The sequence below is a fragment of the Nocardiopsis sp. N85 genome (assembly GCF_028882275.1).
GTDB classification, from domain to species: domain Bacteria; phylum Actinomycetota; class Actinomycetes; order Streptosporangiales; family Streptosporangiaceae; genus Nocardiopsis; species Nocardiopsis lambiniae.
In genome coordinates, this window is record NZ_JARBUT010000002.1 from 191,721 (window position 1) to 214,740 (window position 23,020).

The 23,020-nt window shown below is 71.1% G+C and carries 19 protein-coding genes; 9 read left to right on the forward strand and 10 right to left on the reverse strand.

Going from position 1 to position 23,020, the window contains the following annotated elements; all coding sequences use genetic code 11:
- Positions 1 to 42: 42 nt before the first annotated feature.
- From PWG71_RS04865 to PWG71_RS04880, 4 genes are all read right to left on the reverse strand, one after another.
- Positions 43 to 1,890: a phosphoenolpyruvate carboxykinase (GTP) gene (locus PWG71_RS04865; RefSeq protein WP_274808481.1), complete on the reverse strand. Its 1,848-nt coding sequence runs from the start codon at positions 1,888 to 1,890 to the stop codon at positions 43 to 45.
- Positions 1,891 to 2,206: 316 nt separating this feature from the next.
- Entirely contained in the window at positions 2,207 to 3,334 is a 1,128-nt protein-coding gene (locus PWG71_RS04870; RefSeq protein WP_274808292.1) for a DUF1996 domain-containing protein, read from the reverse strand.
- A 136-nt stretch (positions 3,335 to 3,470) separates the two neighbouring features.
- Positions 3,471 to 4,070 carry a DUF4142 domain-containing protein gene (locus tag PWG71_RS04875; RefSeq protein ID WP_274808293.1) on the reverse strand — a complete coding sequence of 200 codons (600 nt, stop codon included), beginning with the start codon at positions 4,068 to 4,070 and terminating at the stop codon, positions 3,471 to 3,473.
- Between the two features lie 77 nt (positions 4,071 to 4,147).
- Complete coding sequence (locus tag PWG71_RS04880) at positions 4,148 to 4,747, reverse strand: COG4315 family predicted lipoprotein (protein WP_274808294.1); 600 nt, start codon at positions 4,745 to 4,747, stop codon at positions 4,148 to 4,150.
- A 316-nt stretch (positions 4,748 to 5,063) separates the two neighbouring features.
- On the opposite strand from PWG71_RS04880, the gene PWG71_RS04885 reads away from it, so the two are divergent.
- Positions 5,064 to 5,882, forward strand: a complete 819-nt coding sequence (locus PWG71_RS04885; RefSeq protein WP_274808295.1) for a hypothetical protein — start codon at positions 5,064 to 5,066, stop codon at positions 5,880 to 5,882.
- Positions 5,879 to 7,348, forward strand: coding sequence for an NADH-quinone oxidoreductase subunit NuoF family protein (locus PWG71_RS04890; RefSeq protein ID WP_274808296.1), 1,470 nt, complete (start codon positions 5,879 to 5,881; stop codon positions 7,346 to 7,348). Before PWG71_RS04885 ends, PWG71_RS04890 begins: the two co-directional genes overlap by 4 nt.
- 106 nt (positions 7,349 to 7,454) lie before the next feature.
- Here the strand turns inward: PWG71_RS04890 and PWG71_RS04895 are convergent, their stop codons facing one another.
- On the reverse strand, positions 7,455 to 8,366 hold the full coding sequence (locus tag PWG71_RS04895; protein WP_274808297.1) for a universal stress protein: 912 nt from the start codon (positions 8,364 to 8,366) through the stop codon (positions 7,455 to 7,457).
- A 239-nt stretch (positions 8,367 to 8,605) separates the two neighbouring features.
- On the opposite strand from PWG71_RS04895, the gene PWG71_RS04900 reads away from it, so the two are divergent.
- Complete coding sequence (locus PWG71_RS04900; RefSeq protein WP_274808298.1) at positions 8,606 to 9,319, forward strand: DUF998 domain-containing protein; 714 nt, start codon at positions 8,606 to 8,608, stop codon at positions 9,317 to 9,319.
- Here the strand turns inward: PWG71_RS04900 and PWG71_RS04905 are convergent.
- Positions 9,309 to 11,456, reverse strand: a complete 2,148-nt coding sequence (locus tag PWG71_RS04905; RefSeq protein WP_274808299.1) for a HelD family protein — start codon at positions 11,454 to 11,456, stop codon at positions 9,309 to 9,311. The two genes, PWG71_RS04900 and PWG71_RS04905, sit on opposite strands and share 11 nt — an antisense overlap.
- A gap of 247 nt (positions 11,457 to 11,703) precedes the next feature.
- Entirely contained in the window at positions 11,704 to 12,609 is a 906-nt protein-coding gene (coaA, locus tag PWG71_RS04910; protein WP_274808482.1) for a type I pantothenate kinase, read from the reverse strand.
- A gap of 332 nt (positions 12,610 to 12,941) precedes the next feature.
- On the opposite strand from coaA, the gene glmS reads away from it, so the two are divergent.
- A complete protein-coding gene (gene glmS, locus PWG71_RS04915) occupies positions 12,942 to 14,795 on the forward strand; it encodes a glutamine--fructose-6-phosphate transaminase (isomerizing) (RefSeq protein WP_274808300.1) in 1,854 nt (617 codons plus the stop codon).
- Between the two features lie 76 nt (positions 14,796 to 14,871).
- Here the strand turns inward: glmS and PWG71_RS04920 are convergent, their stop codons facing one another.
- Together PWG71_RS04920 and PWG71_RS04925 are read right to left on the reverse strand one after the other, a co-directional pair.
- On the reverse strand, positions 14,872 to 15,237 hold the full coding sequence (locus tag PWG71_RS04920; protein ID WP_274808301.1) for an STAS domain-containing protein: 366 nt from the start codon (positions 15,235 to 15,237) through the stop codon (positions 14,872 to 14,874).
- Positions 15,238 to 15,409: 172 nt separating this feature from the next.
- Entirely contained in the window at positions 15,410 to 15,958 is a 549-nt protein-coding gene (locus tag PWG71_RS04925) for an ATP-binding protein (RefSeq protein ID WP_274808302.1), read from the reverse strand.
- Between the two features lie 286 nt (positions 15,959 to 16,244).
- Here PWG71_RS04925 and PWG71_RS04930 point away from each other — a divergent pair, with 286 nt between their 5' ends.
- Positions 16,245 to 17,156 carry a helix-turn-helix domain-containing protein gene (locus PWG71_RS04930; protein ID WP_274808303.1) on the forward strand — a complete coding sequence of 304 codons (912 nt, stop codon included), beginning with the start codon at positions 16,245 to 16,247 and terminating at the stop codon, positions 17,154 to 17,156.
- A gap of 414 nt (positions 17,157 to 17,570) precedes the next feature.
- Positions 17,571 to 17,807, forward strand: a complete 237-nt coding sequence (locus PWG71_RS04935; RefSeq protein WP_274808304.1) for a DUF397 domain-containing protein — start codon at positions 17,571 to 17,573, stop codon at positions 17,805 to 17,807.
- A gap of 287 nt (positions 17,808 to 18,094) precedes the next feature.
- Here the strand turns inward: PWG71_RS04935 and PWG71_RS04940 are convergent, their stop codons facing one another.
- Positions 18,095 to 19,459 (reverse strand): KamA family radical SAM protein, encoded by a 1,365-nt coding sequence (locus PWG71_RS04940; RefSeq protein WP_274808305.1) that lies wholly within the window; start codon positions 19,457 to 19,459, stop codon positions 18,095 to 18,097.
- A gap of 252 nt (positions 19,460 to 19,711) precedes the next feature.
- Here PWG71_RS04940 and PWG71_RS04945 point away from each other — a divergent pair, with 252 nt between their 5' ends.
- The 3 genes from PWG71_RS04945 to argS are packed head-to-tail and all read left to right on the forward strand — an operon-like array spanning position 19,712 to position 22,748.
- Positions 19,712 to 19,867: a hypothetical protein gene (locus PWG71_RS04945; protein WP_274808306.1), complete on the forward strand. Its 156-nt coding sequence runs from the start codon at positions 19,712 to 19,714 to the stop codon at positions 19,865 to 19,867.
- Positions 19,864 to 20,970, forward strand: coding sequence for a phosphate acyltransferase PlsX (gene plsX / locus PWG71_RS04950; protein ID WP_274808307.1), 1,107 nt, complete (start codon positions 19,864 to 19,866; stop codon positions 20,968 to 20,970). Before PWG71_RS04945 ends, plsX begins: the two co-directional genes overlap by 4 nt.
- Before the next feature lie 32 nt (positions 20,971 to 21,002).
- Complete coding sequence (argS, locus tag PWG71_RS04955; protein ID WP_274808308.1) at positions 21,003 to 22,748, forward strand: arginine--tRNA ligase; 1,746 nt, start codon at positions 21,003 to 21,005, stop codon at positions 22,746 to 22,748.
- The last annotated feature ends 272 nt before the right edge of the window (positions 22,749 to 23,020 follow it).

Below are 23,020 nucleotides of genomic sequence, written 5' to 3' on the forward strand. Positions count from 1 at the left end.
GGCCGACCCTCGAAGCGCGGAAGAGGGGTCGGCGGGAGGCCGCTACCGGCCGAGTCGGTCCAGCAGAGCGTGGTACTCGTCCCAGAGTTCACCGGGCAGGTGGTCGCCGAAGGTCTTGAAGAACTCGGGGACCAGGTCGGCCTCCCGCTTCCAGACGTCGGTGTCCACGGAGAGCAGGAACCGCAGGTCCTCGGCGGACAGGTCCAGGCCCTCGGTGTCGATGCCGTCCTCGGTCGGCAGCAGGCCGATCGGGGTCTCGACGGCCTCGGCGGTGCCCTCCAGGCGCTCGACGATCCACTTGATGACGCGGCTGTTCTCGCCGAAACCGGGCCACACGAAACGGCCGTCGGCGTCCTTGCGGAACCAGTTCACGTAGAAGATCCGGGGCAGCTTCGCCTGGTCGGCGCCGGCGCCCACCTTGATCCAGTGCGCGAAGTAGTCCCCCATGTTGTAGCCGCAGAAGGGCAGCATCGCGAACGGGTCGCGGCGCAGCTCGCCCACGGTGCCCTCGGCGGCGGCGGTCTTCTCGGAGGAGACGTTGGCGCCCAGGTAGACGCCGTGCCGCCAACCGAGGGACTCGGTGACCAGCGGGACCGCGGTGGCGCGACGGCCGCCGAAGAGGATGGCGGAGATCGGTACGCCCTCCGGGTCCTCCCACTCGTCGGCGATGGTCGGCGCCTGGCCGGCCGGGGTGGTGAAGCGGGAGTTGGGGTGGGCCGCCGGCTCCGGGGAGGCCGGGGTCCAGGGACGGCCCTTCCAGTCGGTGAGGCTCGCCGGGGGCTCCTCGGTGAGGCCCTCCCACCACACGTCGCCGTCCTCGGTGAGGGCGACGTTGGTGAAGATGCTGTTGCCCCAGAGGGTGTCGACGGCGTTGGCGTTGGTCTTCTCGCCGGTGCCGGGGGCGACGCCGAAGAAACCGGCCTCGGGGTTGATGGCGCGCAGGCGGCCCTCGGCGTCGAAGCGCATCCAGGCGATGTCGTCGCCGACGGTCTCGACCTTCCAGCCGGGGATGGTCGGCTGGAGCATGGCGAGGTTGGTCTTGCCGCAGGCGCTCGGGAAGGCGGCCGCGATGTAGTGGGTCGCGCCCTCGGGCGAGGTGACCTTGAGGATCAGCATGTGCTCGGCGAGCCAGCCCTCGTCGCGGGCCATCACCGAGGCGATGCGCAGCGCGTAGCACTTCTTGCCGAGGAGGGCGTTGCCCCCGTAGCCGGAGCCGTAGGACCAGATCTCACGCGTCTCGGGGAAGTGCGAGATGTACTTGGTGGCGTTGCAGGGCCAGGCGACGTCCTCCTGGCCCGGCTCCAGCGGGGCGCCGACGGAGTGGACGGCCTTGACGAAGTCGCCGCGCTCCTCGATGAGGCGCAGGGCGGCGTCCCCCATGCGGGCCATGATGCGCATGGAGACGACGACGTAGGGGGAGTCGGTGATCTCGACACCGAGCTGCGAGATCCGGCCGCCGAGCGGACCCATGCAGAAGGGCACGACGTACATGGTGCGACCGCGCATGGAGCCCCGGAAGACCTCGCCGAAGGTGGCGCGCATCTCGTCGGGGGCGACCCAGTTGTTGGTGGGGCCGGCGTCCTCTTCGCGCTCGGAGCAGATGAAGGTGCGGTCCTCGACGCGGGCCACGTCCGTGGGGTCGGAGGTGCAGTAGAAGCTGTTGGGGCGCTTCTCGGGGTTGAGGCGTTCGAAGGTGCCCTGCTCCACGAGGAGGTCGGTGAGGCGGGTCCACTCCTCATCGGAACCGTCGCACCAGACGACGTTGTCGGGCTGGGTGAGCTCCGCGACCTCGCGAACCCAGGACACAAGTTCTTCGTGCTCGGTCGGGGCCACGCCCACATCAATACCGACAGTCACAGCGGCTCCTTTGTGAATCGAGATCCCTCGCATCATGAACGACGTCCCCCCACGGTGACCAATTGGTATAGGCCAATGGTCTAATCATGTGGGGCATGAGAGGCCGGTTCCGCTGCGCCACAAGGCTTTCCGAGGGCTCATTCCTGCGCCTGAGGAGGCTCTCGTGGCGGGTGTGCCACCGCAGGCGGCGACCGTTTCCCCTCGCGCGCGGGAAAGTCCCGACCACAGAAGGACACACCGTGTGGTTCGTCACACCGGGTACCGGGGCGGCCGGGGCGCCGAGTGGACCTGTGTCCGGGGTCCCGGGCTCCGGCCTGCGAAGACTCCGGGACCCCGGCACGCGGGAGCGTCAGCAGTCACGTCCGTTGTTGACGCACTCGACCAGTTCCGCCATCAGGTCGAGCGGCATGACGTTGATGTGGTCGGAATGGTCCGTGATCGGGTGGCGGCCCTGCTCGGGGAACCCGTCGAGGGCGAAGTTCGGCCCTTCGGGCACCTCGTAGACGAGGGTGTGGCGCAGGCGGGGCACGGCGGTGAAACCCTCCGCGCAGACGCCGTCCTCCTCGGGGAACACGATGTGCGAGCGGTTGTCGTCGCTCTGGAAGTCGACTCCGTTCCAGCAGCTGGGGAACTCCAGGACGCGCACCACGTCGCTCCCTTCCGGGCAGAGCGGGTAGCGGTCCGGGAAGGCGCGGTCCTCGAAGCCGGTGCAGGTCCACCGGGCACCGGCGCCCGCGCCGTCGGCGGTGAAGGCCCGGGCGTTGCCCGTGAGGATCTGGAGGAACTCCGGCATGGCGGCCACCGGACCCCGGGGGTTGCCCAGGAACTCGATGGTGACCGAGGAGGGGGTGATGATCCGTCCGATGTTGCCGTCGAGGCCGCCGCCCGGCAGGTCGGCGTCCCCGCCCTCGGCGGTGAGGTCGCGCAGGACCGGCCAGTAGTGCATGGAACGGTCGTCGCGTTCGCAGGAGGTGTCGCCCTCGGCGAGGATCGCGTTGTTGGCGTCGACGTCCTCGGTGAACCGCTGGACGTCCTGGTTGCCCACGTAGTCGTGGGTGTGCTGGGCACCGTGCTCCACGCCGGGGGCGACGATGACGTTCTCCGAGTTGTGCACTCCGTTCTCGTTGACGCCGCAGTCGAGGGTGAGGGAGCCGGTGGAGGCGTTCCCGTCGGGTTCGGGGGCGTCGGGGGCGGGCGGCGCCTCCTCGATGGGAACGAAGAGCGCCGGGTCGGGGCCGGTGACGGGACCGTCGCCGTGGTCTCCGTGGCCGCCGGTGTCGTCGTCTCCGCCGGCGTCGCCACCGCCCCCGGGGCGCCCCCCGTCCTTCCACCGGTGGTCGCCCACCAGGGTCCCCTCCTCGGGAGGGTCGATGGCGGTCGCGGTGAGGGCGAGACCGCCCAGCACCAGGGCCAGTGCCGCCCCGGCCGTCAGCGCGCGCGAGGGGCGGTACCCCCGTGGTCGTGGTCGTTCGTCCATGGGTTCGGAACTCCTCTGTGCTTCGCTTGTGCTTCCTTGAAGCGGGTTTCTCGGCGGGGCCGCCGACGCGGACCCCGCCCGGGGTGGACGGCACCCTCGCGGCACCGCCCGGTTCGTGGGCGCGCACGGCGCGGGTTCAGGGCTCCGGGCGCCGTTCGGGCGGCCTGGGTTCGGGCAGTGCCCCGTAATCGACCAGGCCGGTGCTCTCCAGGAGCGTGATGTGCCGCAGGACCATGAGGATCGCGTGCTGGCAGAAGGAACGGACCAGCTCGTTGCGGGTGCCGGCGCGCACCTCCGCCAGCACGGTGAGCACGTTGCCGTGCGCGGCCCGCAGGCGATCGGCGAACACCCGGTCCCACTCGGCGCCGGACAGTCCGGTGAGCTCGTCCATCCAGTGCTGTTGGTCCTCGCCGGGCGTGCTGGGCAACCGGACGTCGAGCCGTGCGGCGACGTCGCGGACCTGTTCGTCCATGAGGGCGTGGTCGTCGGCGATCGTCGCCCCCACCTCGCGGACCCGGGAGCTCTGGGCCCGGTCGGCGGCCTGTTGGCCCACCGGGATCTCCCACAGGCCGGCCTGACGCACCTTGATCAGCGCGTCGACGTCGGCGGGGCCGAGCGGACCGTACTCGGTGGCGCTCCAGTCGCTCCAGAACACCCCGGAGACGCTGCTGGTCCCGTTGGGGAGCACCATGAACACGGTCAACGTGGTGACCAGCAGGAATCCGACCACGCCCACGAGTTCGACGGTGTGGGGCGCTTTCCGGCGCACCCGTCGCGTCAACGGGGCGCGGCCCCGGGCGGCCGCCACCGCCCTCAGCCCTCGGGGCGGCGGATGTAGGAGGACCCGCCGTATCCGTCGTCGCCGGCCGCGGCCTCGGCGGGGGTGCCCTCGGAGGTGACGGCGAACCAGGTGTCACCGACCCCCTGGCCGTTGACGTCGCCCGGGGCGGCGTCCCCGGTGTAGGTGTACAAGGGCCGGTCCCCGTAGGTGACCTGGGGGTCGCCGTCGTCGCGGGCGACCGAGCCGACGAGGTCGGCGGACAGGTCCTCGGCGATCTCGGCCGGGGCGTCGGCGTCGTCGGAGGTGCGCAACGGCACCCAATTCTGCGCGCATTCCCCCGTACACGCCGATGATTCGGCGGAGTCCTGGGTGAACAGATAGAGCGTGTTCCCGTCCCCGTCGGTGATCAGGGTGCCGAGCACATCGTTCTCCGCGGTGCCGAGTTCCGGAATGTTTTCGGTGTCCGTTTCGTGTCCACCATGGCTTTCTTCGACCTCGCCGGAGTCGTAAGGGCCACGACCGGACTCGGATTCCTGTTCTGCGGGAGCGTCGTCGGCGTCCCCTCCGCAACCGGTGGCCACGATCAAAGCCGCAGCTCCGAGCCCTATGAGATAGGCCTTGTAGCGAGTCATGGGCATCCCATCCAATGGTCGGTCACCTCAACTTTTTGCGAGAGTTACCTCTCGGTGATGGGCAAGTATGACCCGATCCGGATGAGTTCGCAGGAAAACGAGATCAGATCACACTCAGATCACATGCCTGATCAGCAATTTTCCGGGAGGAAAAAAAACTTCTGGCACGGAGATCCTTTCCTGAGAAGGTAAAGAAAACGGGGAAGGGTCTCCACGAAGCGCCGTTCCGGTGCTAACTTCGTCCGCTGACGGGCCCCGCGACCCCTGTGTCGCCCTCCCCCGGGGCCGCCTCTCCCCTCGTGCCCGAAGGGGCGTCATGTTCGATCTCCTCCAGCGGCTTCGGGGCCACCCGGCCCCGCCCCGTGTCCGACGGCCGCTCGCCGCCCGCACCGATCGCCGGACCCGCCTCGGTCCGTGGCCGTCCCTGCTGATCGGGATCGTGGCGGCCAACACCCTGTTGGCGCTGACCGCCCCCGGTCACGCCGTGCTCCTGCGCCATGTCCAGGACCTGCTGTGGTCGTCGTCGGGGGTGCTGGCCCTGGTCGGCCTCACCGCGTCGACGGTGCTGGGTCTGGCCGCCGCCGACCGGCTCGTGGCCGCCCCCCGGACCCGGGCCCTCCTCCAGGCGGCGCACCGCTCCGTCGCCCTGATCTCGGTGGGGTTCCTGATCGCGCACGTGGTGCTCCAGATCGCCTTCACCGGGTTGCTCCCGACGCACGCCCTACTGCCGTGGGGCGTCGATCCGGCCGTGGCCTGCGGGATCATCGCCACCGACCTCCTCCTGATCATCACCGTCACCGGGATGCTGCGCGGCAGGTTCGTCGGCGGCGCCCGCCCGTGGGCGTGGCGGCTCGTCCACGTGAGCGCCTACCTGTGCTGGCCGCTCGCCCTGGTGCACGGCCTCACCGCCGGCCGCACCGTCCCCGGGTGGGTGCTGATCTGTTACCTGCTGTGCCTGCTCGCGGTGTGCGCCGCGCTGGTCGTGCGTCTGGTCGTGACGGGGCGCCCGCACCGGACCGGGGAGGGGCGGCGCGCCGCCTCCGAACTGCTCGTCCCGCCGGCCCTGCCCGACGAAGGCGCCGTCGGTGACGAGTTGGCCTTCTGGTCGTCGCTGCGCCCCGGGGGTCGACCGTGAACCGGACGCGCACCCTGACCCTCGGCGAACCCCGGCTCACCCGGGGACTGGACCACCATCGCCGAGTGGCCCACGGGACCCATGTGGACCTGCACGGACCGCTGCCGGATCTGGCCGTCGACGAGCTCATCACCCTGGCGGGGCTGGGCGGACTGCGCGGGCGCGGGGGCGCGGGCTTCCCGTTCGCGCGCAAGCTGCGGGCGGTGCAGACGGCGGTGGCGCGCCGACAGTGCGGGCCCCGGGTCGTGGTCAACGCCGCCGAGGGCGAACCGGGGAGCGCCAAGGACCGGATGCTGCTCACCCGGGTCCCCCACCTGGTCCTGGACGGGGCCGAACTGGCGGCGCGGGCCCTGGGCTCGCCCCAGGTGGTCATCGGGATCGCCGACCGCGGGACCCGGCGCTCGGACGTCGACCCGGTCGGGGAGTCGCTGCGGGAGGCGGTGGCCGAACGCCGGTCCGCCACGGCGTTCCGGGTGGTGCGGATGCCGCACCGGTTCGTCTCCGGGCAGGCGGGCGCCCTCGTGGAGGGGATCAACGGCCGAACGCCGCTGCCACCGGGCAGTCCGCGCCGGACGAGCGAGAACGGGGTGGGCGGACTGCCGACCCTGCTCTCCAACGCCGAGACCTACGCCCACCTGGCCCTGCTCGCCGCGGGCGGGGCCGACGCCTACGCCGCCGTGGGCACCCCCGACCAGCCCGGAACGGTGCTGCTCACCGTCGGCGGGGACACCGTCGTGGAGGCCCCGGCCGGCACACCGCTCGTCCACGTGCTGGGGGTGTGCGGGTCACCGCCCGCGCAGGCCGTACTGGTCGGCGGATACCACGGGGCGTGGCTGGCCCCGCCCGCCGTGGCCCGGGCCCGGCTGTCCAGGGCGGGGTTGGCCGAGGTCGGCGGCACGCTGGGGGCGGGCATCGTGCTGCCGCTGGCCGAGAACGTCTGCCCGCTGGGCGAGACGGCCAGGACACTGCGGTACCTGGCCCGGGAGAGCGCAGGGCAGTGCGGGCCGTGCGTGCGCGGGCTGCCCGCGCTGGCGGACGCGTTCCTCGCCCTCATCGGCGGGGAGGGCGACCCGGGTGCGGTGGAGGCGGCGGCGGGCATCGGCGAGGGCAAGGGGGCCTGCGCCCACCCGGACGGCGCCGCCGTGTTCGCCCGCAGCGCGCTGCGGGCGTTCGCCTCCGACGTGTCCGCGCACGCGTGGGGCGGGGGGTGCGGCCGACCGGTGCGCGGTGCGCTGCCGCTGCCCGACGGGCCCGCGGACCGGTACGCCCGGTTGTCCGTGGACTGGTCGCGTTGCGACGGCCACGGCCTGTGCGCGGAGCTGCTGCCGGAACTGGTCCGGTTGGACGCCAACGGGTTCCCGGAGGACCCGGACCTGCCCGTCCCGGCCTCGTGGGAGGCGGACGCGGACCGGGCCGTGCGCATGTGCCCGGCCCTGGCCCTGCGCATGAGCGTTCCCGAGGCTTGAGGCGCGGGCGCCCCCGGGGGACCCGCACCCGGCGGAGGAGAGGTCTTCGGGGGAGGTATCGCCGGCCTCCGGGGGCGGAGGCGGACGGAGGTCCGGAAGAGTGCGGCTAGCGCAGTATGGCGACGGGCCCCCGGGCGCCGTGGAGCACCGAGTGACTGACCGATCCGAGCAGGAGGCCGCGGAACCCGCCCCGGCCGCGGGAGCCCACCACGATGAGGTCGGCCGGGGTGGCCTCCTCCAGCAGGGCCACCACCGGGTGGGCGCGGACCACCCGGCTGTGGACCGTGACCTCCGGGTGGCGCAGGCGGGGGTCGGAGAGTTCCTCGGCCAAGGACTGGCGGGCGGCCTCGGCGGCGGTGTTGTCGTCGAACAGTTCGGGTGGGATCGGCCCGGTGGCGGCGGCGAAGGCCACCAGGGGCTGCCAGGCGCTCACCGCGACGAGCTCGGTATCGGCGAAGGCCGCCTGGGCGAACGCGAACTCGACGGCTCGGCGGCTGGGCTCGGAGCCGTCGATACCGACGATGACCCGGCCCCGGACACCGTGCGCGGCGGCGTGCTCGTGCGGCAGCACCACCACGGGCACGGGGGAGCGGGCCGCCAGTTCGATGCCGACCGAGCCGACGAAGGCGGCGACGATCCCGCGCAGTCCGCGCGAGCCCACCACCACGGCGGCCGCCCCCTCCCCCGCGGCCTCGACCAGGAGGGCCTCGACGGGGCGGGCGTACGACAGGCGGGTCTCCACCCGCAGTTCGGGGAAGAGCCGGGAGATCCAGTCGGCGGCGTAGGCGAGCAGGCGCTCGGCGTCGCCGGTGTCGGTCTCGTCCGGAGGGGCCACGGGGTCGACCCGGGTGTGCGCTCCGAACACGCCGACCGAGGTCAGGGCCCCCGCGGCGGCCACGATCCGCACTCCCAACCCGCGCAGCGCCGCCTGCTGTGCCGCCCATTCCAGCGCGTGGCGGCTGGAATCGGTACCGTCGACCCCCACGATCAGCCAACGTGTCGTGGTCGGATCGTCCATCGCGTGCGCTCCTTCATCGGTTGAACCGTCGTCCGCCTCCGTCACTGCATGATGCCGCGCGCAGGCGCATCCGCGCATAACGGTGCCGCCGCGAGTTGGCCGCCACGGGGTCACCCGGCGGGTGAAGGAGCGCCGGTCGGGGCATAAGGCCCCGGAACGGACCGGTGTGACCGGATGCGCTCACAGCCTCTCCGTCCGAGAGTCGATGATGGGGATCGCAGGTGAGAACGGAGGGTGCGATGTCTTACTCGGGACATTGGCACTGGGACTACAGGGACGGTCGTGTCGCCGCGGTGGCCGCCGCCATCGTGTACAGCATGTGGACCCTGGAGATCGTGCTGCCGGGCGGGGGCGGCGGCGTGCAGGGCGCCCTGGCCGATCCGGACTCGGCGTTCGGCCGCTTCCTCGACAGCGCCCATCGCACGGGCTCGATCCTGGTGGTGCTCGCGGCCGGCCTGGGTCTGACCCTGGGAGCGCGGGAGACGAACCGCCGACCGGCGGTGTCGTGGTGGGCGATGGCGGTGTTCGGCACCGCCTCGTTCGTCGCCTCGCTGCTCCCGGGACGGTGCGTGGTCTCCACCGACGTCGCCTGCGCGTCGGAGTCCCTGGCCGAGGGCGTGGGCGGGGCCACCGCGGCCCAGTCGGTCATCGCCACCGTGACGATCCTGGCCGCGCTGGTAGGCGTCGTCTCCCTGGCGGTGAACCGCCGCCGGGCGGGCGACTCCGCGTGGGTGTGGGTGGCGGTGCTCGCCGTCCTCCAGGCGCTGGCGGCCGTCGCCGTGCTCGCCCTGGCCGTCCGGGTCTCCGGCGGCGACGGGAACCCGGGCGTCGCGCTCGGCTTCCTGGAGCGGGCGCACCTGGTCACGGTCGCCCTGTGGCTGCTGACCGCCGGTGTCCTGCCCGGCCCCTGGAAACGTGCCGGCACCGCTCACCGCACCTCCGTCAGCCGCTGACCTCCTCGTCGGTGAGGTCGGCGGGGAGCGGGCGGGCGTGGACCACGTGGAGGGTGCTGACGGCGCGGGTGAGGACGACGTAGAGGCGGTTGAGGCCGCGCTCCTCGGCCTCGGCGATGGCGGCGGGCTCGGCGACCACGACCGCGTCGAACTCCAGGCCCTTGGCCAGACCCGCCGGGACGGCGACCAGGCGGGCGGCGTCCAGGCCGGTCCCGTCGTCCAGCAGCGGCACCCGCAGGCCTTCGGCCTCCAGTTCCCCCAACAGCGCGGGCAGGTGGGCGTCGGCGGCGATGAGACCCACCGAGCCCTCGCCCGCCAGGGCGGTCCGGCAGGCCGCGGCCACCGCCGGGGCCAGACCGTCGGCGGCCGGGATCACCCGTAGAGAGCCCGGGGCGCGGCGGACCGCGACGGGCGCGCCCAGGCCGGCGGCGATGCGCGGGAGGAGCCGGGCGGCGAAGTCGATGATCTGGGCGGGCACCCGGTAACCCCGGTCCAGGACGCTCAGGTGTCCGGTGGGTTTGCCCAGGTGTTCCAGGAGGGTGGACCAGGTGCGGGCGGCCGAGGGGCTGGTGCCCTGCGCGATGTCGCCCAGTACGGTGAGCGATCCCGATTCGCAGCGGCGGCCGACGGACCGGCACTGCATGGGGCTGAGGTCCTGCGCCTCGTCGACGACGATGTGCCCCAGCCCCGCCGGGCGGTCGATGAGCGCGGCGGCCTCGTCGATGAGGGCGAGGTCCTCCTCCGACCAGCGGGCCGACCTGGGTCCGCGCGGCCTCCCCGGCAGGAGGACGGCGGCACGCTCTTCGGCGGTGAGCAGCCCGTCGGCGGCGCGGGCCAGCCGTTCGGGGTCGGTGAGCAGGCCGAGCACCAGTGAGAGCGGGTCCCTCTTGGGCCACAGTGCGGTGACCATGGAGCGCACCGCGGGGTCGCGGCGGACCTGTTCGTGGGTGCGGTCGTCGCAGACCTCCCCCTCGGACTCCATGAGGGAGAGCACGGCGTGGGCGATGCGGTGGGACAGCAGGTCGCGCCCGGAGCCGTAGGCGACGCCGCGGCCGGCGAGTTCGTCCAGGAGGGGGCGCAGGTCCTCCGGGTAGAGCCGCCACCGGCGCGAACCGCGACGGACCATGAGGGTCTCGGTGGGTTCGCGCAGGTGCGACCAGAGGTCGCGGCGGAGCACCTCGGCCATGCGGACGTCGCCCTTGACCCGGGCGGCGAAGGGTTCCTCGACCCGGCGCACCCATCCGGCGGCGGGCCGCGAGCGTTCCGGCAGACCGGCGGCGAGCAGGTCGACGATGGTCGTCTGGGTGACGTCGACCTCGCCCAGCGCGGGCAGCACGTCGCGGATGTAGGACAGGAACGACCGGTTCGGCCCGATGATCGCCACTCCGGCGCGGGACAGGCGCTCGCGTTCGGTGTAGAGCAGGAACGCGATGCGGTGCAGGCCCACCGCGGTCTTGCCGGTGCCCGGCGCCCCCTGCACGCACAGGGTGGTGCCCAGGGGGGCGCGGACCAGGTCGTCCTGTTCGGGCTGGATGGTGGCGACGATGTCGCGCATGGGCCCGGTGCGGGGACGTTCGATCTCGGCGGCCAGCAGGTCGCCCGTCCGGTCGTCGGCTTCGGGCGCACCCACGAGGTGCTCGTCCTCGAAGGCGGTGAGCACCACCTCGGGGTCGGCACGGGGCCCGTTGTCGATGGTGGTGAACCCGTAGCGGCGACGGATCCGCACGCTCATCGGGTCGGTGGGCGAGGCCCGGTAGTAGGCGACGCACAGCGGCGCCCGCCAGTCCAGGACCAGGGGCCGGCCTGCCGGGTCGTGGACGTGTCGGCGGCCGATGTGCACGCGGTCGGGATCCGACCCCGCGTCCTCGTCGACGAAGACGGTACCGGGGTCGAAGTCGAGACGGCCGAAGAACAGCGGCGCACCGGGGACGTCGGCCAGGGCGGCCAACCGGCGCTGCCGGCCGCGGGTGAGGGCGGCGTTGGCGACCTTGTCGGTGAAGACGTCACCGAGCATCAGATCGGTGTCCTCGACCTCTTCGCGCATCAGGCGCAGGGCTTCGCGGGCGGCGTCGAGCGCGGAGCGTTCGGCGGCCAGCTCGGGGTCGAGGGGCGTGGTGGTGGGATCGGTCGTGGTCATGACGGACCTCGGGAGGGCTCGGCGGGACGGGCAGGGCACGGCCTCGCGCGTGCGCGGGTCCCGCCCCGGTCGCCCTGGGGCCCGGTTCGTTCCGATCCTCGTGAAGCGCACGGCGTCCCCTGGGGGTGGCCGTGGAAGGGACCCAGCTTAGGGCATGACCGACGGACGCGTTCACGCTCGTCGCCGCGCTCGGCGGACGCCCGCGGCGCGGCCGGTCCTTCGCGCGACGCCCGGCGCGTCGAACGTCTCAGGTCTTGCGCAGTCGGACCCGGCTGACCCGGTGGTCGTCGCCCTTGTAGAGGACGAGGGTGGCCCGCCCCCGGCTGGGTCGGATGTTCTCGACGAGGTTGATCTCGTTGATGGTGCGCCAGGTGTTGGCCGCGAACTCCAGGGCCTCCTCCTCGCGCAGGGTGGTGGCCATGTGGTGGAAGTAGGAGCGCGGGTCGGAGAAGGCGGTGCGCCGCAGTTCCCGGAACCGGTCCAGGTACCAGTTGCGGATGTTGTCGACCTTGGCGTCGACGTAGATCGAGAAGTCGAAGAAGTCGGAGACGGCCAGTCGGCCGGCGGTGGCGGGCTGAAGGACGTTGATGCCCTCGACGATGAGGATGTCGGGGCGGTGCACGGTCTGTCGCTCGCCGGGGACGACGTCGTAGGACAGGTGTGAGTAGACGGGGATGTCGATGCGGTCCGCGCCGGCCTTCATCTCGGAGACGAAGCGGACCAGGGAGCGCCGGTCGTAGCTCTCGGGGAAGCCCTTGCGGCGCATGAGGCCGCGTGTCTCCAGCACCGCGTTGGGGTGGAGGAAGTTGTCCGTGCTGACCAGTTCGACGTCGGGGTGGTTGGGCCACTGGGCGAGCAGGGAGCGCAGGAGCCGCGCGGTGGTGGACTTGCCGACCGCGACGCTGCCGGCGACGCCGATGATGAACGGCGAGGGGCGGTCGCTCTCCCCCAGGAAGCCGCGCACGGCGGCGTGCCGCTGCTGGGTGGCGGCGACGTAGAGGTTGAGCAGCCGGGACAGCGGCAGGTAGATGTCCCGCACGTCCTCCAGGGACGTGGGGTCGGTGGTACCTCGGAGCCGGGCGAGTTCGGCCTCGGTCAAGGACAGCGGTGTGGAGGCCCGCAAGGCCGCCCAGGCCCCCCGGTCCAGTTCCACGTACGGCGTCGAGAAGCCGTTCTTCGTCGCGTGAGACACGAATGACCACCCTAGACGAGCCCCTACCCCGCTCCGAGCGGCCGGCCCCGGGTAAGCCCGAACCGAGAACGGAACGTGGTCGAAAGCACACGTTCACGCAGGGGTCGGACAATATTTTTTTGGCCGGGTGCGGACGGGTGGAATCGGTTCCACTCGGACCCCCGACACGCCCCCCACCTGCGCGGTCTACCCGTGGTACACCAAATGGTCTATACCGTTACCTGCGAAAACAAGCATTGGTATCAAGCAGTGGTTGGTCGATTCGGCGTCCTTTTTCGCCTACGCTGGCGGCCATGTGCGGAATCGTTGGCTACGTCGGGCCTCAACCGGCGCTCCAGGTCGTCGTGGACGGACTCGCGAGGTTGGAGTACCGCGGATATGACTCCGCGGGTGTCGCGGTGCTGGGTGAGGGCGCCCTGCACACGCAGAAGCGGGCGGGCAAGCTCGCGAACCTGCGTCGAGCGCTGGAGGAGCATCCGATCTCCGGCGAGGGGGCCGGGATCGGGCACACCCGCTGGGCCACCCACGGCGCCCCCAATGACGTCAACGCCCACCCCCACGTGGACAACGACGGTCGGGTGGCGATCGTTCACAACGGCATCATCGAGAACTTCGCCGCCCTGCGGTTGGAACTCGAAGAAGAGGGCCGCAAGTTCCTCTCCGAGACCGACACCGAGGTGGCGGCCCACCTGTTGAACGTCGAGCTGGTCAAGCGCGGCGACAAGGACCTGGCCGCCGCCATGCGCTCGGTGTGCAGGCGGCTGGAGGGCGCCTTCACGCTGGTGGCCGTCTCCGTGGACGACCCGGACCTCGTGGTGGCCGCCCGTCGCAACTCTCCGCTGGTCGTCGGCCGCGGCGAGGGGGAGAACTTCCTGGCCAGCGATGTGGCCGCGTTCATCGCGCACACTCGCGAGGCGGTCGAACTGGGTCAGGACCAGGTCGTGGAGCTGCGCCCGGACTCGGTCCGGGTGACCGACTACGACGGCCACGAGGTCGAGGTCAACGAGTACCACGTCGACTGGGACGCCTCCGCCGCCGAGAAGGACGGCTTCGACTACTTCATGCTCAAGGAGATCGTCGAGCAGCCGCGCGCCATCGCCGACACCCTGCTGGGCCGGCTGTCGGTGGAGGGCGATCTGACCCTCGACGAGATGCGCCTGTCCCCGGCGGAGCTGCGCTCGGTCGAGAAGATCGTCATCATCGCCTGCGGCACCTCCTATCACGCGGGTCTGATCGCCAAGTACGCCATCGAGCACTGGTGCCGTATCCCGTGCGAGGTCGAGGTGGCCAGCGAGTTCCGCTACCGGGACCCGATCCTGGACCGGCAGACCCTGGTCATCGCCATCTCCCAGTCGGGCGAGAGCATGGACACCCTCATGGCGGTCCGCTACGCCCGCGAGCAGCGCGCCAAGGTGCTGGCGATCTGCAACGTCAACGGGTCCACCATCCCGCGCGAGTCCGACGGCGTGCTGTACACCCACGCCGGTCCGGAGGTCGGGGTGGCCGCCACCAAGACCTTCATCACCCAGTTGATCGCCTGCTACCTCATCGGCCTGTACCTGGCCCAGGTGCGGGGGTTGAAGTTCGGCGACGAGATCGACGCCGTCATCGCCCAGCTCGCCACCATGCCCGAGCAGGTGGAGAAGGTGCTGAACACGATCGAGCCGGTGCGCGAGCTGGCCCGGTCGCTGGCCGACGCCGACACCGTCCTGTTCCTGGGCCGCCACGTCGGCTACCCGGTGGCGATGGAGGGCGCGCTCAAGCTCAAGGAACTGGCCTACATGCACGCCGAGGCGTTCGCGGCCGGCGAGCTCAAGCACGGGCCGATCGCGTTGATCGAGGAGGGTCTTCCGGTCGTCGTGGTGGTCCCCTCGCCGCAGGGGCGCAGCGTGCTGCACGACAAGATCGTGTCGAACATCCAGGAGGTGCGCGCCCGCGGCGCCCGCACCATCGTCATCGCCGAGGAGGGCGACGAGTCGGTGCGCCCGTACTCGGACGTCATCATCGAGATCCCCGCGGTGCCGACCCTGCTCCAGCCGATCGTGGCGACGGTGCCGATGCAGGTGTTCGCCTGTGAGCTGGCCCTGGCCAAGGGCAACGACGTGGACCAGCCGCGCAACCTGGCCAAGAGCGTGACCGTGGAGTAGTCGTCTCCCAGGGGAACGGGGCGCGTCCGACGGGGTCGGGCGCGCCCCGCCGCGTTCGCCGGGTCGGGACGGCCGGTCAGTGGGCGGCGGCGCGGGTACCGGCGTGGGCGGCGACGGCGGAGGCCAGGTCGGCGTGGGTGGGCAGCAGGGAGTGCAGGTCCAGCACGTCGAGGATGCGCGAGAGCTGGCGCGGCGGGCGGGCCAGGGCCAGGTGGTGGCGTTCCCGGGTGGTGACGCGCATCGCGTTGATGAGGGCGTTGACCCCGGAGGCGTCGATGAAGGCCACCTCGGACAGGTCGACGACCACGCAGCCCCGCACCGCGACGGCCGCGATGGCCTCGTACGCCTTCTCGGCGGTGGCGAGGTCGAGCTCACCGCCCAGTGCGACGACGGTGGCGCCGTCGCAGATGAACCTGTCCCGTCCCGTGTCCGGCACGTCCACGCCTCGTTCCCCGCGTCGGAAAACTTCCCCAGTCGGACGCGATCGGTCGAATACCGACATGCCTTGACAGCCTACTCGCCCGAACGGCCCCACAGGAGCCGTCGGGGACGCTGGGGACGGCGGTGGTGTTCGAGGGCGGCGGAGCGCGGGCGGGGGGCCGGGGGGAGGCGGGTCAGTCGCGCCCGCCGCACACGGCCCACACGATCTTCCCGCCACCGCTCAGGGCGTTCCAGCCCCACTCGCGGCTGAACGCGGCGACCAGGCTCAGTCCGCGGCCGGATTCGGCGAAGTGGTGGGCGTCCACCTTGCGCGGGAGGCGGTCACTGGAGTCGGCGACCAGGCAGGCCACCTCGCGGGGGTCGTCGGTCCGGCCGAGCCGGACCACCACGGGGGTCGCCTCGGGACCGCGGCCGGGGGAGAGCGCGTGCCGGCAGGCGTTGCCGACCAGCTCGGAGAGGATGAGCCGCACGTCGTCACCGACCTCCGTCACACCCCACTCCGCGAGGACCCGGTCGGCGAAGCGGCGGGCCTCGCTCACGGAGTCGGGGACCGATCCGAAGGAGCGGGTCACGGCGTCGGAGGCACGCTCGGTACGGCCGATGGGCACACCGCCCAGCGGATCCGTCCACCGCCCGCCCGGGACACGGGGGACCTCCGCCAGGGAGGGACGGCTCCAGGATGTCCCGGAGCCCTGCTCCGACGACACCAGCTCTGCGTTCATCACGGTCCTCACGAGTGGTGATGCGGGTTCGCTCGGCCTTGCCTGCGGGGCATAGTGTGTCTTACATATGTAAGACACTTATGCACGTGCAGATCAACGCCCGGCAAGCCTATAGGACGAACAAGCCTTATCGGTAGATCCTCATCCAAGAATTCACACACGGGCATCCTGGTTAACAGGTGGCACAGAAGGCACCGAAGCGCGCACCCCCGAACCCCTGTTCCCGGGAGAAGCCCCTCGGTATACTGAGCGGTCGCTTGCACCAAAGCCGTTACAGGGAGGCGATGTGGTCGCCGATCACGCAGAGAACTTCCAGGTCACGCGGGATTTCCTGGCCAATTCCAGTGGTGGCCCGACCGTGCTGCGCATTCTTCTCGGAACGCAGCTCCGCAAGTTGCGCCAGGAGAAGGGCATTTCGCGGCACGACGCCGGATACGCCATCCGTGCCTCCCACGCCAAGATCAGTCGCATGGAACTGGGGCAGGTCAGCTTCAAGCACCGCGACGTCGAGGACCTGCTCAAGCTGTACGGGGTCGACGACGCCGGCGAGCGCGAGGCCCTGCTCGGCCTCATCACCAGCGCCAACGCGCAGGGCTGGTGGCACCAGTACAGCGATGTGCTGCCCCACTGGTTCGGTGTCTACGTGGGACTGGAGGAGGCCGCCTCGGTCATCAGGACCTTCGAGGTCCAGTTCGTCCCCGGCCTGCTCCAGAGCGAGGGGTACGCCCGCTCCGTCATCCGCCTGTCCCGATCGGCGATCTCCGAAGAGGACATCGACAGTCGCGTGCAGATGCGCATGCACAGACAACGCAGATTCACCGAGGGCGGAGGCCCGCGCCTGTGGGCGGTCGTCGACGAGGCCGTGCTGCACCGGCCCTACGGCGACGCCGCCGTGATGCGCGGCCAGATCGAGCATCTCATCGAGATGTCCCGTCGGCCCAACATCACCGTCCAGATCGCCACGTTCACCATGGGCGGGCACCCGGCGGCCGGGGGGCCGTTCAGCATTCTGCGCTTCCCCACACCACAGCTGCCCGACGTGGTCTACCTCGAACAGCTGAGCAGCTCCCTGTACTTCGACAAGTACGAGGACACCAGTCTGTACGCCCAGACGATGGACCACCTGGCCACCCAGGCGCCGCCGCCCTCCGCCACCGAGGGGATCCTGCGCTCCGCCCTCGAACGCTACGACGACTGACGCCCGTCACCCGCACCCCACCATCCCCCGGCCCCTCACCCAACGCCCGGTACCGCTCCGCGTCCGGGCGTTCGCCGTGTGCGCACACGGTCCGAGGATCGATGACCGGCTTCGGCCACGACTGGGAAACGATCGGACGGTGAGGAACCTCGCTCCCCGGGGCCCGCGTTAGCCGTGACATGCGCCTCCCTTCCCATCGCCCTTGCATACGTGATTACCGACGTAATCACGTATGCACGTGCATAAGCTACGCTTTGGGCGCGCACCGAGGACGGATAACCGCAAAAGGGGAGATCTCTCCCCCAACCTCCGCCCCCGTTGGCCCGGTGACCCGACACGACCGACCCGACGTGTCGGCGGCACCGTACGTGGACACCCCCGCTCACACGTCCCCCGAAGTTCCAGGAGGTCGAGATGCACACCATCTACAACGGCGTTCCCGCCGACCGTCTGCCCAAGGTCGAGTGGACCAAGAGCAGTTGGAGCAACCCCGATGGGAACTGCGTCGAGGTGGCGACCCTCCCCGACGGAGACTTCGCGGTGCGCAATTCGCGCGACCCCCGCGGGCCGGTGCTGGTCTACACGCACGCCGAGCTGGAGGCCTTCGTCCGCGGTGCCAAGACCGGTGACTTCGACGCCCTCCTGAGCTGACGCCACGGGCGCCCGGGCCCGCCCCACGGCGGGCGACGGGCGAGAGGGGCGAGGACCCCGAGACACGGACCATCCCGGAAAGCCGTCCGCGCCGATGGCCACCGCGCCGGACCCCGGCAGCGCGGTGACCGCCTTCCGTCCACGGTGCGGACGCGCGAGGAGCCCGGCGCCCCTTCAAGGGGTGCCGGGCTCCTCGTTTCACCGTTCACGGACCAGAGACGGCGGGGAGCACGGATCGATGCCCTGAGCGGGCGTGGGACGCTTCCTCCGCCGAACCGGATCCGCCGCTACAGGCGGGTGGGGTCGAGGTCCACTCCGCCGCCCAGGCCCACCGGGGCCTTCTCCCACGGGAAGTGGGTGGCGCCCAGCGCCGGCTTGAGGTCGAACAGCCAGGCGGCCTTCTCGTCGTACTCGGCGAAGAAGGGCCTGCCCACCAGCTCGGGGTCGCGCGCCTGGATGAAGTGGAGCGCGAACACCTTCTCGCCGGCGACCTCGGTGACGCCGTCCACGCACACCTTGCCCGGAGTCGCCGACATCGACGGACCGCGGACGGTGCGGGCCAGGCCGGAGACGTTCTTGTAGGCGCCGCGGAAGATCTCGTAGGCCTCCGCCAACGGCACCGCGAAGTAGTCCTGGGGACCGGTGTCGCGTTCGACGAACATGTAGTAGGGCACCATGCCGTGGCGCACGTGGGTGCGCCACATGCTCTCCCAGGTCGCCGGGTCGTCGTTGATCGTACGGATCAACGGCGCCTGCGTGCGGATGATCGCCCCGGTGGAGCGGATGCGCCGCACGGCGTCCTGCACGATCTGCGGCCGCATCTCGTTCGGGTGGGAGAAGTGCGCCATGAACGCCAGGTTCTTGCCCGAGGCCACGACCTTCTCGAACAGCCGGAGCGTGTCATCGGCGTCGGGGTCGGTGACGAAGCGCTGCGGCCAGTAGGCCAGTGCCTTCGTACCGATGCGGATGGCCTCCAGGTGCTCGATCTCCAGCAACGGCTCGATGTACTTGGAGATCACCCCCTCGCTCATGATCATCGGGTCGCCGCCGGTGAAGAGCACGCTGGTGATCTCGGGGTGCGAGCGCACGTACTCGACCAACTGGTCGATCTCGCTGGAGGCGAACTTCAGGTCGGCGTCGCCGACGAACTGGGCCCAGCGGAAACAGTACGTGCAGTACGCGTGACAGGTCTGCCCCTGCTTGGGGAAGAAGAGCACGGTCTCCTTGTACTTGTGCTGGATCCCGGGGATCGGTTCCTCGTCGACCTTGGGGACGTTGAGGTCCATCTGCCCGGCAGGGTGCGGGTTGAGCCGGGCGCGGACGGCGTTGGCCGCCTCGTTGAGCTCCTTGCGGGAGGCTCCGGACCGGATGAGGTCGGCGATCCGGGACACGTCGCTCTGGGGCAACATGTCGGCCTGCGGGAAGACCAGCCGGTAGATGGGGTCGTCGGGTGCGGCGTCCCAGTCGATCAGTTCGTCGAGGACGTAACCGTTGACCCGGAAGGGCAGGACGGTGGCCACCGCCTGCACGGCGAGCCGCTCATCGGCGGTGAGACCGGCTCGCGCTGTGAGCTCGTCGATGTGTTTCGTCGTGTAGGCACGAAACCGACGTCCGGTGGACGGGGACAGTGCCGCCTCTGGCGTAACGCTCACGCCTCTCCTCTCATGCATGTGGGTCAGGACCGCCCTGGGGGATCGTGGTCAGGGCAGGGCTGATCCGGGGGTTCCGTTGTGCGGGCACCCCGGGAACCTCCGGAAACGAAAATTGCTCTTCGGTTGTCACACGTGCCCGGTGCGTCACACACGACCAGGCCAGCGAGCGGATATACCCCTACTTGGGTCTTTGTACCCGAATAGAGCAAAATGCAGCCCTGAGCTGCACATATAGCAAGCATCCTCGCATGAATGGACGAACAACCCGAATCACGGGACCCGCCCGATGACCCGGTACGGTGTTGCCAGACCACCCGCGCACCCGTCGGCGTGTGCCCGCAGCAGCGCGGGGACCTGCGCAGACGGTGCGTGCCCACCGACCACCCCACCGTGAAGGACGCCACGTGACCGGCACCTCCGACGCGGACGCGTCCGTCGCCCCGCGGCGCACCTCGCCACCGATCATCGCCGTCGACGCCATGGGCGGCGACAACGCGCCCGAGGACATCGTCGAAGGCGCCGTCATGGCCGTGCGCGAACTGGGTCTGCGTGTCGTGCTCGTCGGCCGGCGCACCCAGATCGCCGGCCTTCTCACCAGGTACGACGCCCTGCGCGACATCCCCGTCGTCCACGCGGAGGACAGCCTGGCCATGCACGAGGGAGCGCTGGCCAGCTGGCGCCGTCCCCGTTCCAGCGCCGCCGTCGCCTGTCGGCTGATCCGGCGCGGAGACGCCGACGCCCTGGTCTCCGCCGGCTCCACCGGCGGCATCGTGGCCACCTCCACCGTTCGGCTGCGCACCCAGCACGGGGTGCTGCGCCCGGCCCTGGCGGTCACCCTGCCCACCGGTGAGACGCCGACGATCATGGTGGACTCCGGTGCCAACGCCGACGCCAAACCGGAGATGCTGGTGCAGTTCGCGCATCTGGGATGCGCCTACGCCCAGACCGCCTTCAAGGTGCAACGCCCGCGTGTGGGCCTGCTCACCATCGGCTCCGAGCCGGGCAAGGGCAACAAGCTGGTCCGCAGGACCGCCGAGCTCCTGGCGGCGGCGGCCGAGGACTCCACGGTCATGGACTACCGAGGCAACATCGAGGGCCACGACCTGCTCGCCCGCAAGGTGGACGTGATCGTCACCGACGGGCACACCGGGAACGTCGCGCTGAAGACGGTCGAGGGGACCGCCTCGTTCGCCATGGACGCCGTCCGCACCGCCCTGACCTCCTCCATGGCGGCCAAGGCCGGGGCGCTGCTCCAGCGCAAGGCGCTGCGCGCGCTGCGGGAGAGCCTGGACAGCGAGACCTACGGCGGCGCCGCGCTGCTGGGCCTCAACGGCACCGTCGTCATCGCCCACGGCGACAGCCGGGCCCGCGGCATCGCCCACGCCTGCCGCCTCGCCCACGACCTGGCCGCCGGGGACATCGGCGAGCACGTCCGCCGCCGCCTGCACACCCGCCCGACCGGATGGCTGCACCGGCTCGCCCAGTCGGAGGGGCCCGCGGAGAACCGCTGAGCGCACTCCTCCGTGCTCGGTACGCTTGGGGCATGGCCGACCCGCAGGAAGTACTCTCGCGACGGGTCCAGTCCGCCCTCGGGGCCGCTTTCGGTCCCGAGTACGCCGACACCGACCCCGTCATCCGCCCGTCCCAGTTCGCCGACTACCAGGCGAACGCGGCGCTCGCGCTCGCCAAGCGACTGGGCCGAAAGCCGCGTGAGGTGTCCGCGGCGATCATGGAACACCTCGACGTCTCCGACGTCTGCTCGGCCGTCGAGGTGAGCGGTCCGGGCTTCGTCAACCTGACCCTGCGCGACGACTGGATCTCCGAACGGACCCGCGCGCTGCTGGACGACGAGCGGCTGGGCGTGCCGGCCCAGGACCGGCTCGTCATCCCGATCGACTACTCCGCGCCCAACGTGGCCAAGGAGATGCACGTCGGCCACCTGCGCACGACCGTGGTCGGCGACTCCCTGGCCCGCACCCTGGAGTTCCTCGGACACGACGTCATCCGGCAGAACCACATCGGTGACTGGGGCACCCCCTTCGGCATGCTCATCGAGCACCTGCTGGAGGTCGGTGAGGACTCCCCCGAGGCGGGGCTGCTGACCACCGACCCCAACGCCTTCTACCAGGCGGCGCGCACGAAGTTCGACGCCTCCGGCCCGGAGGAGGACGGCTTCGCGGCCCGCGCCCGGCGCCGGGTGGTCGCCCTCCAGGGCGGCGACGAGGAGACGCTGCGCCTGTGGCGCGGACTGGTGGAACTGTCCAAGGTCTACTTCAACAAGGTGTACGCCAAGCTGGGCGTCACCCTCACCGACGACGACCTCGCCGGGGAGAGCACCTACAACGCCATGCTCGCCGAGGTGTGCGACGACCTGGAGGCCAAGGGCATCGCCGAGATCAGCGAGGGCGCCCTGTGCGCCTTCCTGGAGGGGTTCACCGGCCGCGAGGACAAGCCGGTGCCGCTGATCGTCCGCAAGAGCGACGGCGGTTACGGGTACGCCACCACCGACCTGGCGACCATCCGTCACCGCGTGGACGACCTCAAGGCCGACCGCGTCCTGTACGTGGTGGGCGCCCCGCAGGCGATGCACTTCAAGATGGTGTGGGCGGCCGCGCGCAAGGCGGGCTGGCTGCCCGACTCCGTCGAGGTCACGCACGTGCAGATCGGCAACGTGCTGGGCTCCGACGGCAAGATCCTGCGCACCCGCAGCGGCGCCCCGGTGCGTCTCATGGCGCTGCTGGACGAGGCGATCGAGCGGGCGGCCGCGGTGGTCCGGGAGAACCGCCCCGACCTGCCCGCCGAGGAGCAGGCTGCCATCGCCCGCCAGGTGGGCATCGGCGCGGTCAAGTACGCGGACCTGTCGGTGGCGCACGACACCGAGTACACCTTCGACTTCGACCGCATGCTGGCGCTGACCGGCAACACCGGCCCCTACCTCCAGTACGCGCAGGCCCGGATCCGGTCGATCTTCCGCAAGGGCGGACTGTCCCCGGAGCGGGCGCGGGCGGACATCGCCATCGGCCACGAGGCCGAGCGGGCGCTGGCGCTGAAGCTGCTGGAGTTCGGCGCCGTGGTGGCGCAGGTGGGCGACCTGCTCCAGCCGCACCGCCTGTCCACGTACCTGTTCGAGCTGGCCCAGTCGCTGACGGCGTTCTACGAGCACTGCCCGGTGCTGTCGGCGGCGACCGAGGCCGAGCGCGAGTCGCGGCTGACGCTGATCGCGCTGGCGCTGCGGGTACTGGTCCAGGGTCTGGACCTGCTGGGTGTGGAGGCCCCCGAGCACATGTAGGCGCGTCGCACGCGACGAGGGGCCGGAACGCGGATGCGCGTTCCGGCCCCTCGTCGTGCGTCGGGTGGGGTGATCGTGCGTCGGCCGGGAGGGTCGCGGTCGGTGCGCCCATGGTCCCGGACCGGTCATCGTCCGAGAGAACTCTCACAGCGGACGAATTCCCTTGCACACCAGGATTCCTCCGCTTTTCGGGAGGAAACGAGTCGGATCTCTCGCCCCTCACCGCACCAGAACCCCGGGTAGGGCCGGAACGGCGGACCTAGGGTGTTCGA